Below are 15088 nucleotides of genomic sequence, written 5' to 3'. Positions count from 1 at the left end.
GAAGCGGCGTCAGACGAGCAGCTCCTCCTGCGCAGGCCGGGCGTCGGCCGCGCTGCGCCGCGGCCAGTACGACAGCGCCCGCTCGGCCATCGCCGTGATGGTGAGCGAGGGGTTGACGCCGGGGTTCGCGGGCATCGCGGCCCCGTCGACGACGTGCAGCCCCGGGTGGCCCCAGACGCGGTGGTACGGGTCGACGACGCCGTGCTCGGGCGAGCCCGAGACGACCGCCCCGCCGAGGAAGTGCGCCGTCAGCGGGATGCCGAACACCTCGGGCCACGAACCGCGCGCCTCGGCGGGCACCCCGCCGGCCGACTGCATGCGCGCGGCGATGGCCTGCGCCGCGAGGTGCGCGCCGGGCAGGTGGCTCGGGTTCGGCTCGCCCTCCCCCTGGGCGCTCGTGAGCACCCGCCGCCCGAGCCGACGCTTCAGCGAGAGCGTGAGCGAGTTGTCGGCGGTCTGCATGACGAGGGCGATGATGCCGCGTTCGCTCCACCGACGCAGCGAGCTCAGTCGCAGGGTCGTGATCGGATGCCGCAGCGCACCGCCGAGGAGGGCGCCGAGCCGCACGTGCAGGGGGCGGCCGCCGGGCACGAGCCCGGTCGCGAGGGCGCCCATGAGGTTCGACCCCGGGCCGTAGCGGACGTTCTCGACGTGCGTGCGCTCGTCGACGTGGAACGAGGTCGTGATGGCGACGCCGCGCGCGAGGCCGAGCTCCTCGGGCACCGACACGGCGACGGCGCCGTCGAGCGCCTCGGAGTTCGTGCGGGTGAGCCGGCCGAGCGCGTCGGAGAGGCCGGGCAGCGCGCCCGAGTCCTTCATGCGGTGCAGGAGCTGCTGCGTGCCCCAGGTGCCGGCGGCGAACACCACCTGCTCGGCGGTGACGGTGCGACGCTCGCGGCGCAGCTTGGCCCCGCTGCGCTCGGTCGTCACGGCGTACCCGCCGCCGTCGAGCGCCCGCACCTCGGTGACGGTGCGCAGCGGCTCGATCGTCGCGCCGAGGCGTTCGGCGAGCGGCAGGTAGTTCTTCGCGAGCGTGTTCTTCGCGCCGACGCGGCAGCCGACCATGCAGTTGCCGCAGAGCGTGCACCCGGTGCGGTCGGGGCCCTCGCCGCCGAAGAACGGGTCGGGTACGGTCTCACCCGGCTTGCCGAAGAACACGCCGACGGGCGCCCGCCGGAAGGTGTCGCCGACGCCGAGGTCGTTCGCGGCACCGGCCATGATGCGTTCGACCGGCCCGTCGTGCGGGTACTGCGGCACGACGCCGAGCATGCGCTTCGCCGTCGCGTAGTGCGGCGCGAGCTCGCCCTGCCAGTCGGCGAGCGCGCCCCACTGCGGGTCGGCGAAGAACGCCGGCCCCGGCTCGTAGAGGGTGTTCGCGTAGTTCAGCGATCCGCCGCCGACGCCGGCCCCGGCGAGGATCATGACGTGCGGCAGCTTGTGGATGCGCTGGACCCCGTAGCACCCGATCGCGGGCGCCCAGAGGTACCGCCGGAGATTCCACGAGGTCTTCGCGAAGTCGGCGTCGGCGAAGCGCCGCCCCGCCTCGTACACGTGCACCCCGTAGCCCTTCGACGCGAGCCGGAGGGCCGCGACCGAGCCGCCGAAGCCCGAGCCGACGATGACGACGTCGTGGTCGAAGGCGGTCATGCGGATGCCTCGCGTCCGGCCTCTGCGGCGACGGCGGTATCGATCGTGGCGGGGCCGCTGGCGGCGGGCACGAGCACGGTGAGCGCGCCAGGCACCACCCGGATCGTCGCCCGCCCCGAACCGACGCGCTCGCCGTCGGCGTAGACGACGAGCCCCGGGGCATCCACCTCGACGAGCTTCGCCTGCGCGGTCGCGACCTCGGGCCGCTCGACGTGGGCGCCGCGCAGCAGCAGCGGGAAGAGCCGGGCGAGCTTCGCCCGACCGAGCGGGCCGACGTGCGTGACGTCGAGCAGCCCGTCGTCGGGCACCGCGGCCGGGCACACCGGCATGCCGCCGCCGTAGCTGCGCGTGCTGCCGACGGCGATCAGGGTGCCCGGCGCCACGCGGAGCGCCTGCCCGTCGAGGCCGTACTCGAAGGGCATCGGGCGCAGGCGCGCGAGCTCGATGACGAGGGCCAGGTAGTAGCGGGCACGCCCGCTCGGCCAGCGCAGCCGGTTCGTGCGCTCGCTGACGTGCGCGTCGAAGCCGAGTGCCGCGACGGTGAGGAATCGCCTCGTTCCCGTCGCCGACTCGACCTCGCCGACGTCGATCGCGCGGGGCGTGCCGTGCACGGCGAGTTCGGCTGCGGCCGCCGCGGCGTCGGCTGCGTCGAAAGGCAGGCCGAGCGCGCGGGCGAGGTCGTTGCCGGTGCCCGCGGGGACGAGCGCGATCGGCACTCCCGATCCGACGACGGCGTCGAGCACCGAGGAGAGGGTGCCGTCGCCGCCCACGATGACGAGCGCGCGCGGCTTCGAGGCGACCGCCTCACCGGCGAGCCGGCGGGTGTCGTCGACCGAGTCGCCCGAGAGCACGCGGAGCTCGGCGGCGTGCGCGCCGTGCGCCTCGAGTTCGCGGAGCCGGGCGACGGCGCGCTGCGCGGCCTCGGCACCGCGGCCGCGGCCCGAGCTCGGGTTCACGAGCACCACGATGTGCCCGGTCATGTCAGCGGCTCCCGGCTTCGGAGGGTTCGCCCGTCGCGACGAGCGCTCCCGGGTTCATGATGCCGGCCGGGTCGAGCTCGGCCTTCACGGCGCGCAGCAGGCGCACCCCGACCGGCCCGATCTCGCGCTCGAGCCACGGGGCGTGGTCGCGGCCGACGCCGTGGTGGTGGCTGATCGTGCCGCCGCCCGCGATGATCGCGTCGTTCACCGCGGCCTTCACGGGTTCCCACTCGGTGAGCTGCTCGCCCTTCACACCGGCGAGGATCGTGAAGTAGAGGGCGGCGCCCGTCGGGTAGACGTGCGAGACGTGGCAGAGCACGAGCGACTTCGCGCCCCACGCGGCGAAGCCGTCGGAGATCGCGGCGGTGACCTCGCGCTTCAGCCGCTCGAGGTTCGACCAGGTCGTCGCCGTCTCGAGGGTCTCGCAGAACACACCGTGGTCGAGCAGCGCATCGCGCAGGTACGGGGCGTTGAAGCGGCCGTGCACCCATTCCTCGGCGGCGGCGGGGCCGGCCGAGGTGCCGCCGGCCTCGCGCAGCACCTGCGCGGTGCGGGCGTGCCGGTCGGCGGCGAGCTCGGCCTCGCCCTCGAACACGGTGATCGCGCTCGCGCCCTTCGCGAGGGCCTTGCCGATGCGGCCGACCTGGGCGAGCGAGACGCCGGTCTCGGCCTCGTCCGAGAGGCGGATGACGGTGGGCCCGGTGCCGAGCTGCGCGACGCGACGCAGCGCCGCGGCGCCGGTGGCGAAGTCGGGGAAGGTCCACGCCTCGGCGAGGCGCACGGCGGGCACCGGGTGCACGCGCAGCCGTACCTCGGTGATGACGCCGAAGGCGCCCTCGGAGCCGAGGAAGAGGCGCAGCAGGTCGGGGCCGGCGGCCGAGCCGGGCGCCCGGCCGAGGTCGAGTTCACCGGTCGGCGTCGCGACGCGCAGTCCGGTGACCATCGCGTCGAAGCGACCGTTGCCGGCCGAGTTCTGCCCCGAGGAACGGGCGGCGGCGAAGCCGCCGAGGGTCGCGTAGCGGAAGCTCTGCGGGAAGTGCCCGAGCTCGAAGCCGTGGGCGCCGAGCAGCTGCTCGGCCTCGGGTCCGGTGGTGCCGGCGCCGAGCACGGCCTCGCCGCTCGTCTCGTCGAGCGAGACGAGCCCGGTGAGGCGGCGCAGGTCGAGGGCGATGACCGCGTGGTGCGCGCCGCGCTCGGGGTCGAGCCCGCCGACGACGCTCGTGCCGCCGCCGAAGGGCACGACCGCGATGCCCCGTTCGCTCGCGAGCCGCAGCACCGCGAGCACCTGTGCGTGGTCTGCGGGCGAGACGACGGCGTCGGGCGCATCCTGCTGCGGCGCACGGCGGCGCAGCAGGTCGGGGGTCGACTTGCCGCCCGCGTGGCGCAGGCGAGCCTCGGCGTCGACGGCGAGGTGGGCGTCGCCGACGATCGCGGCGAGCGCGGCGCGGTCGTCGGCGCCGAGTCGAGTGGCCTCGAGTGCAACCTCGTCGAGCGCGGCAGCAGGTGCGGGCTTGGGCACGCGGCCGAGCATCATCGGCAGCAGGGTGCGCACGGCGAGCGGCAGCTCCTTCGCCTTGGCGGGATCTCCCCAGCCGTTCCAGCGCATCGGGGCGGATGTCTCGTCGCCCGGCGTCGTGGCGGTGGGGGCGGTGCCGTCTTCGTCGACCATGCGTTACAGTGTGACACATCATGGAAGATCGTCAAGCACTCGAGCTCGACCGCCCCGCGTGGAGCGACGCCGAGACGCGCATGCTCGACGCGGCCGCCGCACTCATCGCCGCACGCGGCGTCGGCGGCGTCACCGTCGCCGAGGTCGCCCGCGACGCCGGAGTGAGCCGGCCGACCGTGTACCGCCGCTGGTCGAGCGCCGACGAGATCGTGCGTGCCGTGCTGCACCGCCAGACCGTCTCGCTCATCGCGCAGTTCCCCGAGCCCGCGCAGTCGCGCGACGAGATCGTGCGCGACGTGCTGCGCTTCTCCGAACTGTTCCGCACCGACCCGCTCTACGGGCGCCTGCTCGAACGCGAGCCCGAGGTGTTCACCCGCTACACCCTGCAGCGCATCGGCTCGAGCCAGCGGGTCATCCTGCAGTGGATCGCCGCGGCGATCCAGAACGCCCAGCGCGGCGGCACGGTGCGCGCCGGCAATCCGAACGATCTCGCGGTGATGCTCCTGCTCATCGCGCAGTCGGCGATCCTCTCGCACAACACCGTCTCCACCCTCATCGACGAGCCGCATTGGAGCAGCGAACTTTGGCACGCACTCGACGGGCATCTGCGCCCCTGAACTCCCCCACGACGACCCCGGCGCACTCCTCCGCCCTGAACTCGGCACGTCGCTCGCTCGAGCTCGACGCCCTCGCCGCCCGCACCGAGCCGGTCGACGTGCTCGTCATCGGCGGCGGCGTCACGGGCGCGGGCGTCGCGCTCGACGCCGCGAGCCGCGGTCTCTCGGTCGTGCTCGCCGAAGCCCACGACCTCGCCTTCGGCACGAGCCGCTGGAGCTCGAAGCTCGTGCACGGCGGGCTCCGCTACCTCGCCACCGGCGACGTCGCCGTCGCCCGCGAGAGCGCCGACGAGCGGCACCTGCTGATGACCCGCATCGCCCCGCACCTCGTGCGGAGCCTGCCGCAGCTGCTGCCCTTCGTCCCCTCCGTGTCGACGAAGCAGCGCGTCGTCGGCGGGCTCGGCATGGGCCTCGGCGACGGGCTGCGCATGCTCGCCCGCACCCCGGCCTCGGTGCTCGCGCACCCGCGGCGCATCGGCCGCGACGAGGCGCTGCGCCTCGCACCCGCCCTGCGCCGCGAGGGCCTGCGCGGCGGCGTGCTCGCCCACGACGGCCAGCTCGTCGACGACGCCCGGCTCGTCGTCGCCCTCGCCCGCACGGCCGCCGCCAACGGCGCGACGGTGCTGACCCGGGTGCGGGTCAGCGGTGCCGACGGCCATGGTGCGACCCTCACCGACGCGCTGGGCGGCGGCTCACTGCGGGTCCGCGCGCGCGTCGTCGTGAACGCGGCGGGCGTCTGGGCCGGCGAGATCGACCCCGGCATCCGCATGCGCCCGAGCCGTGGCACGCACCTCGTGCTCGACGCGGCCGCACTCGGCAACCCGACAGCGGCGCTCACCGTGCCCCACCCCGGCTCCATCAGCCGCTTCGTCTTCGCCCTGCCGCAGCAGCTCGGCCGGGTGGTCGTCGGCCTCACCGACGAGGATGCCCCGGGCCCGGTCCCCGACATCCCGCAGCCCGTGGACGACGAGATCGACTTCCTGCTGCGCACCGTCTCCTCGGCGCTCGAGCGCCCCCTCGGCCGGGGCGACGTGCTCGGTGCCTTCGCGGGGCTGCGCCCCCTCATCGACACGGGCGGCGACGGCTCGACCGCCGACATCTCGCGCCGGCACCACGTCGCCGTCTCGGGCTCGGGCGTCGTCAACGTGCTCGGCGGCAAGCTCACGACCTACCGGGCGATGGCCCGCGACGCCGTCGACCTCGCGTGCCGGCACGCGGGCCTCGACGATCCCGGGTGCCGCACGGCCGGGCTCGCGCTCGTCGGCGCGCCCGGCTCGGCGGCGGCCTTCGCCGGTGCGGGCGCGGACGGCGCCGGCTCTGCGCCCGTCGACCACGAGCCGCCCGCCTCGCTCACGGCCCGCTTCGGCGCCGAGGCATCCACCGTGCTCGGTCTCGCGCGCTGTGCCGGCCCGGCCTCGCAGATCGCCGAGGGCCTCGACGTGACCCGCGCCGAGATCGAGTTCGCGGTGCGCGCCGAGGGCGCGCTCGACGTCGACGACGTGCTCGACCGCCGCACCCGCATCGGCCTCGTGACCGCCGACCGCGAGCGCGCGCACGACGCCGTGGCCGAACTCGTGGCTGCGTCGCTGGCCCGGCTCGACTGAGCCGCCGCTCCCGTCAGGCCGCTCCGTCGTCGGCGGAATCGGCGGATTCACGCCGCCGGTCGTTCCGCGCCTGAACGAGCTTGCCGACCCCGACCAGGCCGCTGATCACCCCGACCGTGAACGCCAAGAAGAATGAGGGGTTCGGATCGAGGATGACTGACGCCGCGATGCTGCCGGCGACAAGAGCCGCACCGGTGATCAGATCGCCGACGCCTCCACGGGTCGGGAACGGTCGACTGCGGTCGGGCACGCGAGCAGCATATGGTCTCCGCCACGAACGAGCGAGGCGGATGCCCCGGGGCCGACCCCGAGGCATCCGCCGTCGTGTTCGCGGTGACGCGGGTTACGCCGCCGCACCGTCCTCGGCCGCGACCGCGAAGGCCGCGCGCAGCACGGCGCCGAGCTCGGCGTCGACGTTCGTCCAGTACTGGAAGAAGCGCTCGCGGATCTCGTCGACCGTGATCGCCTGCGCCTGGCCGAGCAGGGTCGCCTGCAGGCGCTGCTTCGCCTCGGCCGAGTAGACCTCGCGGTAGAGGGTGCCCGCCTGACCGAAGTCGCTGTCGTCGGCGCGCAGCGTGTACGCGGTGCGCACGAGCTCGCCGTCGCCCTCCCACGAGCCCTCGCCCGCGGCCTCGGCCGAAGCGGTCGGCCCGCCGAAGGAGTTCGGCGCGTACACCGGCACCGACGGCGCGTTGTAGTGGTGGCGCTGCGCGCCGTCCTGCGAGTAGTTCGCGACGGGCGCGGCGTGCGGGGCGTTCACCGGCAGCTGGTTGTAGTTCGTGCCGACCCGGTATCGCTGCGCGTCGGGGTAGCTGAACACCCGCGCCATCAGCATCTTGTCGGGGCTGATGCCGATGCCCGGCACCGTGTTCGCCGGCGAGAACGCCGCCTGCTCGATCTCGGCGAAGAAGTTCTGCGGGTTGCGGTCGAGCGTGAGCACACCCACCTCGATGAGCGGGTAGTCGGCGTGCGGCCACACCTTCGTGAGGTCGAAGGGGTTGAAGCGGTAGGTCTTCGCCTCCTCGTACGGCATGACCTGCACGAAGACGTCCCACTGCGGGAAGTCGCCGCGCTCGATCGCCTCGTGGAGGTCGCGACGGTAGTAGTCGGCGTCGGCGCCGGCGATCGCCTCGGCCTCGGCGGCGTCGAGGTGCAGGTCGCCCTGGCGCGAACGGAAGTGGTACTTCACCCAGAACCGCTCGCCCTCGGCGTTGATCCACTGGTACGTGTGCGAGCCGTATCCCTGCATCTCGCGCCACGACGTCGGCAGGCCGCGGTCGCCCATGAGGTAGGTCACCTGGTGCGCCGACTCGGGCGAGAGGGTCCAGAAGTCCCACTGCATGTCGGCGTCGCGGAGGCCCGAGCCCGGCAGGCGCTTCTGCGAGTGGATGAAGTCGGGGAACTTGATGCCGTCGCGGATGAAGAACACCGGGGTGTTGTTGCCGACGAGGTCGTAGTTGCCCTCGGGCGTGTAGAACTTCAGCGAGAAGCCGCGCACGTCGCGCCAGGTGTCGGGCGAGCCCTGCTCGCCGGCGACCGACGAGAAGCGCAGCAGGGTCTCGACGCTCGCCCCGGGCTGGAAGAGCGCCGCACGGGTGTAGCGCGAGACATCCGCCGTGACCTCGAAGCGACCGAACGCGCCGCCGCCCTTCGCGTGCACGATGCGCTCCGGGATGCGCTCGCGGTTGAACTGCGCGAGCTTCTCGACGAGGTAGCGGTCGTGCAGCACCGTGGCGCCGTCGGCGCCGACGGTGAGCGAGTGCGCGTCGCTCGCGACCGGGGTGCCGGTCTGGGTGGTGGTGTGGTTCGTCATGCGTTCGTCCTTCGTTCGGTGGCGGGCGGGTGACGATGCCGCGCCGGGGCGCGACGACGAGCGCCCCGATGAGGGCGCGCTCGCCTTCCGCCGGGTAGGGCCGGCGGAAGCGGATGAGTCGGATGCCGCGGGCTAGGCCGGCGGCTCCGAGAGGCAGACGGCGCAGAGGCCCCAGAAGGTGACCTCGGCGGTGTGGATCGCGAAGCCGCCGGCGTCGCCCGGCTCGAGGCAGGGAGGCTGGCCGACGACGCAGTCGACGTCGGCGACCGTGTGGCACTTCGTGCACACGAGGTGATGGTGGTTGTCGCCCGTGCGGCCCTCGTAGAGCGCGGGCGACCCGGCGGGTTCGATGCGGCGCAGCAGACCCGCGCCCGAGAGCGCCGCGAGCACGCCGTAGACGGCCTGCAGCGAGGTCGTCGGCAGCTCGCCGCGCACCCGCTCGAAGACCGTCTCGGCGTCGAGGTGGCCGTGGCCCGAGAGCGCCTCGAGCACGGCGAGCCGCGGCGCGGTCACCTTGAGGCCGGCGGCGCGGATGCGCGCGGCGGCGTCGTGCTCGGTCGCGGTGTCCATGCTTCGACCGTAGCGAGTTGTTTTGAATCATTCAAATCAACTGCGGCGAGTCGGACGACTCGTGCCGACGTTCCCGCCGAGCCCTCTGGCATGCTGAGGGCATCGCAGGCCGCGCGGACGGGAGGGACCGTGACGAAGCCATCCACCGACGAGCGCGCGCACGACGTCGTCGCGATCGTCGCCGAGTCGATCGGGCTCGCCGTCCAGCTCGGCCTCGTGACGCTCGGCATCTGGTTCATCGTCGACGACGAGAACGTCGATGCGCTCGTCGCCTGGTGCCTCATCGGCACCGCCTATCTCGGCGCCACGATGCTCGCGCTCAACCTCGCGGTGCGCCGTCCACGGCTCGCGGGGCGCCGGCGCACCCGCCGGTTCCTCGCGCACCCCGTGATGCGCACGGTCGCGAGCGTGCTCATGTTCTCGTCGAGCACCGTCGGCGTGTTCGCCGCGATCGAGCTCATCGTGCTGCGCAACGACCCCGAGTGGGGTCCGTTCGTCGAGCTGTTCGCAGTGTGGGCCATGCTCGTCGCCTGGTGCCTGTTCCACTGGGGCTGGGCGCGCATCTACTACTCGCGCCAGCACTCCGCGGAGGGTCGGGCCCCGCTCGAGTTCCCGCGCACCCCCGAGCCCACGCTCATCGACTTCGTGTACTTCGCCTTCACCAACGCCACGAACTTCTCGGTCTCCGACGTCGTCGTCACGACCACCCGCATGCGGTGGAGCGTCGTCTGGCACACGACCCTCAGCTTCTTCTTCAACGCGCTCATCATCGTGCTCGCGATCAACACCATCACCGGCATCCAGGTCGACCCGGCGCTGATCGACTGAACCGCCTCGCTCGCCACTGTCGCCAAGGCCCCCCGGCGCGGCATGATGGGTGCCACCCGTTGATCGAAGGAGATCGCATGGTTTCGAGCGCCCGGCCCGACGTCGTCATTCCGGATGTCCCCGTGTACGACTACCTCTTCGGAGCGCTCGACGAGTCGCGGCTCGACGAGATCGCGATCATCGACGGGTCGAACGGGCAGACGACGAGCTACCGGCAGCTCATCGCCCACATCGGCCTCTTCGCGGGCGCGCTCGCGGCGCGCGGCATCGGCGTCGGCGACGTCGTCGGCGTGCTCTGCCCGAACGTGCCGGCCTTCGCGACGGTGTTCCACGGCATCCTCAAGGCGGGTGCCACGGCGACCACGATCAACTCGCTCTACACCCCCGACGAGATCTCGAACCAGCTCGCCGACGCGGGTGCACGCTGGATCGTGACGGTGAGCCCGCTGCTGCCGGGCGCGGCCGCCGCGGCGACGGGGCTCGGCATCCCGAGCGAGCAGATCATCGTGCTCGACGGCGCGCCGGGGCATCCCTCGCTCGCCGAGCTGCTCGGCGAGGGGCGCCTCGCGCCCGAGGTGAGCTTCGACCCGGCGACGCACCTCGCCGTGCTGCCGTACTCCTCCGGCACGACGGGGCGGCCGAAGGGCGTCATGCTCACCCATCGCAACCTCGTCGCGAACGTCGCGCAGTGCCGTGAGACGATCTCGCTCACCGACGGCGACCGCGTGCTCGCCGTGCTGCCGTTCTTCCACATCTACGGCATGACGGTGCTGCTCAACTTCGCGCTGCGCCAGCGCGCCGCGCTCGTCACGATGCCGAGGTTCGACCTCACCGAGTTCCTGCGGGTGGTGAGCGAGCACCGGGCGAGCTGGGTGTTCATCGCGCCGCCGATCGCGGTGGCGCTCGCGAAGCATCCCCTCGTCGACCAGTACGACCTCTCGAGCGTGAAGGTCGTGTTCTCGGGCGCCGCCCCGCTCGACGGGGCGCTCGCCGAACTCGTCGCGAAACGGCTCGGCTGCATCGTCTGCCAGGGCTACGGCATGACCGAGACGAGCCCCGTCACGCACGTCATCCCGATCGACCGCGACGACCTCGACCGGTCGACGATCGGCCTGCTGCTCGCGAACACGGAGGCGCGGCTGCTCGACGAGTCCGGGCAGGACGTCGCGGTGCCGGCGGGCGACGAGGCGAGCGCGCCGGGCGAGCTGCTCATCCGCGGGCCGCAGGTCATGGCGGGGTACCTCAACCGGCCCGACGCGACGGCCGAGATGCTCGACGCCGACGGCTGGCTGCACACGGGCGACGTCGCGACGGTGACGGCCGACGGGGTCTTCCGCATCGTCGACCGCCTGAAGGAGCTGATCAAGTACAAGGGCTACCAGGTCGCGCCGGCCGTGCTCGAGGCGGTGCTGCTCGAGCACCCGTCGATCGCCGACGCCGCCGTCATCGGCGTGAACGACGCCGACGGCCAGGAGGTGCCGAAGGCCTTCGTCGTGCTGCAGACGGGCGCCGAGCTCGACGGCGACGCCGTGATGGCGCACGTCGCCGAGCACGTCGCCCCGCACGAGAAGGTGCGCGTCGTCGAGTTCATCGAGCAGGTGCCCAAGTCGGCGTCGGGCAAGATCCTGCGGAAGGACCTGCGGGCGCGGGAGTCGGCACGCGCCTGAGCCTCACCGCCCGGGCCGCCTCAATGCGCGACGCCGCGACGCCGCGACGCCGATTCAGTCTGCCCGGTCGGCCCCGGCCTGCGGCACCTCGGCGAGCACGGTGCCGACCCGACGACCCCCGAGGTGCTGCATGACGATCGCCGCCGCGATGAGCGCGCTGCCGAGCGGGATCGCGAACTGCTGCACGAGGTTCACCACGACGTTGAGCGCATCGAAGAAGGTCTGGCCGACTCCGTCGAGCGCCGGGAACACGGCGGAGACCACGCTCGGGATGAGCACGAGCAGGAGGGCGCCCCCGCCCGCCAAGCCGATCCCCCACCACAGCGTTCGCTTCGGCGTCGCATCCATCAGGACCTCCTCGTTCCGATGAGGCCACCGTACCGACCGTGCCGACGGACCGCACGAGGCGACCGGAGCCCGGGGCGATCGGCTCAGTACTGCAGCAGGCTGTACGTTTCGAACGAGTCGGGCAGCGCGGCTCGGCCGCCGAGCCCCTCGAGTTCGATCGCGACCGAGACGCCGGCCACCTGCCAGCCGGCCCGCTCGACGAGTCGGGCCGCTGCGCCGACCGTGCCGCCCGTCGCGAGCACGTCGTCGACGATGAGCACGCGGGTGCCGGGCGCCAGTTCGCCCTCGTGCACCTCGAGCGCCGCGGTGCCGTACTCGAGCGCGTACTCCTCGGTGAGCACGGCGCGCGGCAGCTTGCCCGCCTTGCGGATGGGCAGCACGCCGACCCCGGCCGCGACCGAGGCGGCCGCCGCGAGCAGGAACCCGCGCGCCTCGACCCCGGCGAGCACGTCGAACCGGCCCGCGAACGGGGCCGTCAGCGACTCGGCGAGCGCATGGAAGGCCTCGCCGTCGGCGAACACGGGCGTGAGGTCGCGGAAGAGCACCCCGGGCTCGGGGAAGTCGGGGATGACGGCGAGCCGGGACTCGACGAGGGCACGGGTGTCTTGCGCGTTCACCGTGACAGATTAGCCGCCCGGCCTGAGTTCAAACCTTCGACGGATGTCGCGCACATCCGGGTTTGACACGATGGAAGCATCCCGACCACTGGAGCCCGACCGAGATGACCACCTCCCCCACCACGACCGCGACCCCCGCCGTCACCGCCCCGGCGAGCCGGCTGACCCCGAAGGGCCTGTACCGCGCGCTCGCCTTCGCCGAGGCCGTCACCTGGACGATCCTGATCGTCGCGATGATCCTCAAGTACGCGGCCGGCATCGAGTGGGCGGTGCTCGTCGGCGGATCGATCCACGGATTCGTGTTCCTCGCCTACGCGTTCCAGTCGGTGCTCGTCGGCGTCAACCAGCGCTGGAACGTCGGCCGCATCGCCTTCGCCGTGCTGACCGCGATCGTGCCCTACGCCACCGTGCCGTTCGACCTGTGGCTCGTGCGCAAGGGCCACCTCGAGGGCGACTGGCGGTTCGAGGCCACCGACCACCCGGCCGACGGCAACTGGGTCAACCGCCTGCTGCGCTGGTTCCTCGCCCGGCCCCTGCTGCTGACCGTGCTCGCGGTCGTCGGCATCGCGGCGCTCTTCGCGGCGCTGCTCATGATCGGACCGCCCAAGATCGGCTGACCCTGCGGCGAATGCGGGCGGTCGAGGAGCGAGGCGTCTCGAGACCGGCGCCGCGAAGAGGATGATGGACGCATGCCCATCCTCAACAAGGACATGCAGCTCTGCATCTCGCTCGCCGGACGCCCGTCGAACCTCGGCACGAGGTTCCACAACTTCCTCTACGACGAGCTCGGCCTGAACTTCGTCTACAAGGCGTTCACGACCGACGACATCGAGGGCGCCGTGCGCGGCATCCGGGCGCTCGGGCTGCGCGGATGCTCCGTCTCGATGCCGTTCAAGGAGGCGGTCATCCCCCTCATCGACGTCGTCGAGCCCTCGGCCGCGGCGATCGAGTCGGTCAACACGATCGTCAACGACGGCGGTGTGCTGACCGGGTCGAACACCGACTTCGAGGCGATCGCCCAGCTCATCGCCGACAACGAGCTCGACCCCGAGCTGCGGGTGCTCGTGCGCGGGTCGGGCGGCATGGCGAAGGCCGTCGTCGCCGCCTTCCGCGACGCGGGCTTCGAGCACCTCACCGTGCTCGCCCGCAACGCCGCACTCGGCTCGGCGCTGGCCGAGCAGTACGGCTATGCCTGGATCGCCGACGACCCCGCCCCGGGTTCGGCCGACCTGATCGTCAACGTGACCCCCCTCGGCATGCAGGGGGCGGATGCCTCGGCGCTCTCCTTCTCGGACGAGCACATCGCCGCGGCATCCGTGGTCTTCGACGTGGTCGCGTTCCCCGCGGAGACGCCGCTCATCCTCGCCGCGCGCGCCGCGGGCAAGACCGTCATCACCGGCGCCGAGGTGCACGCCCTGCAGGCGGCCCGGCAGTTCGAGCGCTACACCGGGGTGTCGATCACGCCCGAGCAGATCGCCCGGGCGGCCGCGTTCTCGCGGGCGGAGTAGGCCGTCCCCCGCGTCAGCGGCGAACGCGGTTGACGAGCGCGGTCCACACGAGGGCCGCGGTCGCGCACGAGAGCAGGCCCACGAACACCCACGGCAGCGCCGACAGCCCGATCACGCCGTAGAGGGCCGCGCCGAGCAGCGCGCCGCCGCCGATGCCCGTGTTGAACGCCGTCGTGTAGAACGACGCCGCCGCGTCGCGGATCTTCGCGGACGCCGAGTGCAGCAGGCGGGTGTTGAGCATCGTCGGCAATGCCCCGAACGCCGTGCCGAACAGCAGGAAGCTCGCGATCGACACCACGGGCACCTCGGGGAACGCCGCGAGCCCGGCCGCGCCGAGTCCGGTGGCGACCATCGCGACGACGAGGCCGACCGTCGGCCGGCGTCCGAGCACGGCGCCGGCGAGCACGAGCCCCACCGCGCCGGCGATGCCGTAGGCGAGCAGCATGGGGCTGATCGCGCTCGACGGCAGGCCCATGACGTCGGTCATGTAGGGCGCGATGTACGTGTAGAAGGTGTACATGCCGATCATGGTCACGGCCGTGATGAGGCAGACGACGATCACCGGCACGAAGGTCGGGTCCTTGCGCACGCGCACCGGCGCGGCATCCGCCTCGCCCGCGTGGTGACGCACCGGGGGCAGGAACCGCCAGACCAGCACGGCGCCGAGCAGCGTGAGGCCGCCCATGGCGGCGAACGCGAACCGCCAGCCGAGTGCCTGCCCGAGCGCCGTGCTGAGCGGCACGCCCAGCACGAACGCCGCAGAACCGCCCGCGACCGAGATGGAGACGGCGCGGGCGAGCTGCTCCTTGGGCACGAGGTGGCCGGCGTAGGCGCCGACGACCGCCCAGAAGAGCCCGTGCGCCGCACCGCCGAGCACGCGCGTGGCGACGACCGTCGGGTAGTTCGGCGCGATCGCGCTGAGCACGCAGCTCACGGCCAGCAGCACGAGGGTGATGACGATGAGCCGCCGACGACCGACCCGGCGGGTGAGCGCGGCGAGCGGCACGGTCAGGACGACCACGGTCGCCGCGAACACGGTGACGAGGAGGCCGATGAGGGGCTCGCCCACGCCGAGCTCGCGGCTCATGTCGGGGAGGAGGCCCGTCGGGAGCATCTCGATCGTGACCGAGAGGAAGACGGCGGACGCGAGCACGGTGAGCCCGAGCCACGGGAACGGCGGCGCAGGATGCACCGTGGGAATCGACGAGGTCATAGAAGGA

The 15088-nt window shown here is 72.9% G+C and carries 15 protein-coding genes; 6 read left to right on the top strand and 9 right to left on the bottom strand.

Annotated features, from left to right (window positions below; translation table 11 throughout):
• Positions 1–9 precede the first annotated feature (9 nt).
• The 3 genes from ACFVAJ_RS09260 to ACFVAJ_RS09250 are packed head-to-tail and all read right to left on the bottom strand — an operon-like array spanning position 10 to position 4296.
• Positions 10–1647 carry a GMC oxidoreductase gene (locus ACFVAJ_RS09260; protein ID WP_376943370.1) on the bottom strand — a complete coding sequence of 546 codons (1638 nt, stop codon included), beginning with the start codon at positions 1645–1647 and terminating at the stop codon, positions 10–12.
• Entirely contained in the window at positions 1644–2627 is a 984-nt protein-coding gene (locus tag ACFVAJ_RS09255) for a diacylglycerol kinase family protein (RefSeq protein ID WP_376943368.1), read from the bottom strand. The genes ACFVAJ_RS09260 and ACFVAJ_RS09255 overlap by 4 nt, the downstream gene beginning before the upstream one ends.
• A 1-nt stretch (position 2628) precedes the next feature.
• On the bottom strand, positions 2629–4296 hold the full coding sequence (locus ACFVAJ_RS09250) for an FAD-binding oxidoreductase (protein WP_376943366.1): 1668 nt from the start codon (positions 4294–4296) through the stop codon (positions 2629–2631).
• A gap of 20 nt (positions 4297–4316) precedes the next feature.
• On the opposite strand from ACFVAJ_RS09250, the gene ACFVAJ_RS09245 reads away from it, so the two are divergent.
• Complete coding sequence (locus ACFVAJ_RS09245; protein WP_376943364.1) at positions 4317–4913, top strand: TetR/AcrR family transcriptional regulator; 597 nt, start codon at positions 4317–4319, stop codon at positions 4911–4913.
• A complete protein-coding gene (locus ACFVAJ_RS09240) occupies positions 4880–6517 on the top strand; it encodes a glycerol-3-phosphate dehydrogenase/oxidase (RefSeq protein ID WP_376943362.1) in 1638 nt (545 codons plus the stop codon). Before ACFVAJ_RS09245 ends, ACFVAJ_RS09240 begins: the two co-directional genes overlap by 34 nt.
• 13 nt (positions 6518–6530) lie before the next feature.
• On the opposite strand, the gene ACFVAJ_RS09235 is transcribed toward ACFVAJ_RS09240, so the two are convergent.
• The 3 genes from ACFVAJ_RS09235 to ACFVAJ_RS09225 form a co-directional block, all read right to left on the bottom strand.
• The gene (locus tag ACFVAJ_RS09235) at positions 6531–6767 is read right to left on the bottom strand and encodes a hypothetical protein (protein WP_376943361.1); all 237 of its coding nucleotides are present in this window, start codon (positions 6765–6767) and stop codon (positions 6531–6533) included.
• 93 nt (positions 6768–6860) lie between these two features.
• Positions 6861–8330, bottom strand: coding sequence for a catalase (locus ACFVAJ_RS09230; protein WP_376943359.1), 1470 nt, complete (start codon positions 8328–8330; stop codon positions 6861–6863).
• 132 nt (positions 8331–8462) lie between these two features.
• Positions 8463–8900, bottom strand: a complete 438-nt coding sequence (locus ACFVAJ_RS09225) for a Fur family transcriptional regulator (RefSeq protein ID WP_376943357.1) — start codon at positions 8898–8900, stop codon at positions 8463–8465.
• 129 nt (positions 8901–9029) lie between these two features.
• On the opposite strand from ACFVAJ_RS09225, the gene ACFVAJ_RS09220 reads away from it, so the two are divergent.
• Both ACFVAJ_RS09220 and ACFVAJ_RS09215 read left to right on the top strand, forming a co-directional pair.
• Positions 9030–9728, top strand: coding sequence for a DUF1345 domain-containing protein (locus ACFVAJ_RS09220; RefSeq protein WP_376943355.1), 699 nt, complete (start codon positions 9030–9032; stop codon positions 9726–9728).
• 77 nt (positions 9729–9805) lie between these two features.
• Positions 9806–11395, top strand: a complete 1590-nt coding sequence (locus tag ACFVAJ_RS09215; protein ID WP_376943353.1) for an AMP-binding protein — start codon at positions 9806–9808, stop codon at positions 11393–11395.
• A gap of 54 nt (positions 11396–11449) precedes the next feature.
• On the opposite strand, the gene ACFVAJ_RS09210 is transcribed toward ACFVAJ_RS09215, so the two are convergent.
• Positions 11450–11743, bottom strand: a complete 294-nt coding sequence (locus ACFVAJ_RS09210; protein WP_376943351.1) for a hypothetical protein — start codon at positions 11741–11743, stop codon at positions 11450–11452.
• Positions 11744–11826: 83 nt separating this feature from the next.
• Entirely contained in the window at positions 11827–12360 is a 534-nt protein-coding gene (locus ACFVAJ_RS09205) for an adenine phosphoribosyltransferase (protein ID WP_376943349.1), read from the bottom strand.
• 104 nt (positions 12361–12464) lie between these two features.
• Between ACFVAJ_RS09205 and ACFVAJ_RS09200 the strand changes: the two genes are divergently transcribed.
• Positions 12465–12977 (top strand): DUF3817 domain-containing protein, encoded by a 513-nt coding sequence (locus ACFVAJ_RS09200; protein ID WP_376943347.1) that lies wholly within the window; start codon positions 12465–12467, stop codon positions 12975–12977.
• A gap of 72 nt (positions 12978–13049) precedes the next feature.
• Complete coding sequence (locus ACFVAJ_RS09195) at positions 13050–13868, top strand: shikimate 5-dehydrogenase (protein WP_376943344.1); 819 nt, start codon at positions 13050–13052, stop codon at positions 13866–13868.
• 13 nt (positions 13869–13881) lie between these two features.
• Here ACFVAJ_RS09195 and ACFVAJ_RS09190 read toward each other — a convergent pair whose 3' ends face one another.
• Positions 13882–15081: an MFS transporter gene (locus tag ACFVAJ_RS09190; RefSeq protein WP_376943342.1), complete on the bottom strand. Its 1200-nt coding sequence runs from the start codon at positions 15079–15081 to the stop codon at positions 13882–13884.
• Positions 15082–15088: the final 7 nt, after the last annotated feature.

This window comes from Agromyces sp. NPDC057679 (assembly GCF_042799635.1).
In the GTDB taxonomy this organism is placed as follows: Bacteria; Actinomycetota; Actinomycetes; order Actinomycetales; family Microbacteriaceae; genus Agromyces.
The sequence above is the reverse complement of the archived record's forward strand: the minus strand, read 5'-3'. Positions and strand labels throughout refer to the sequence as shown.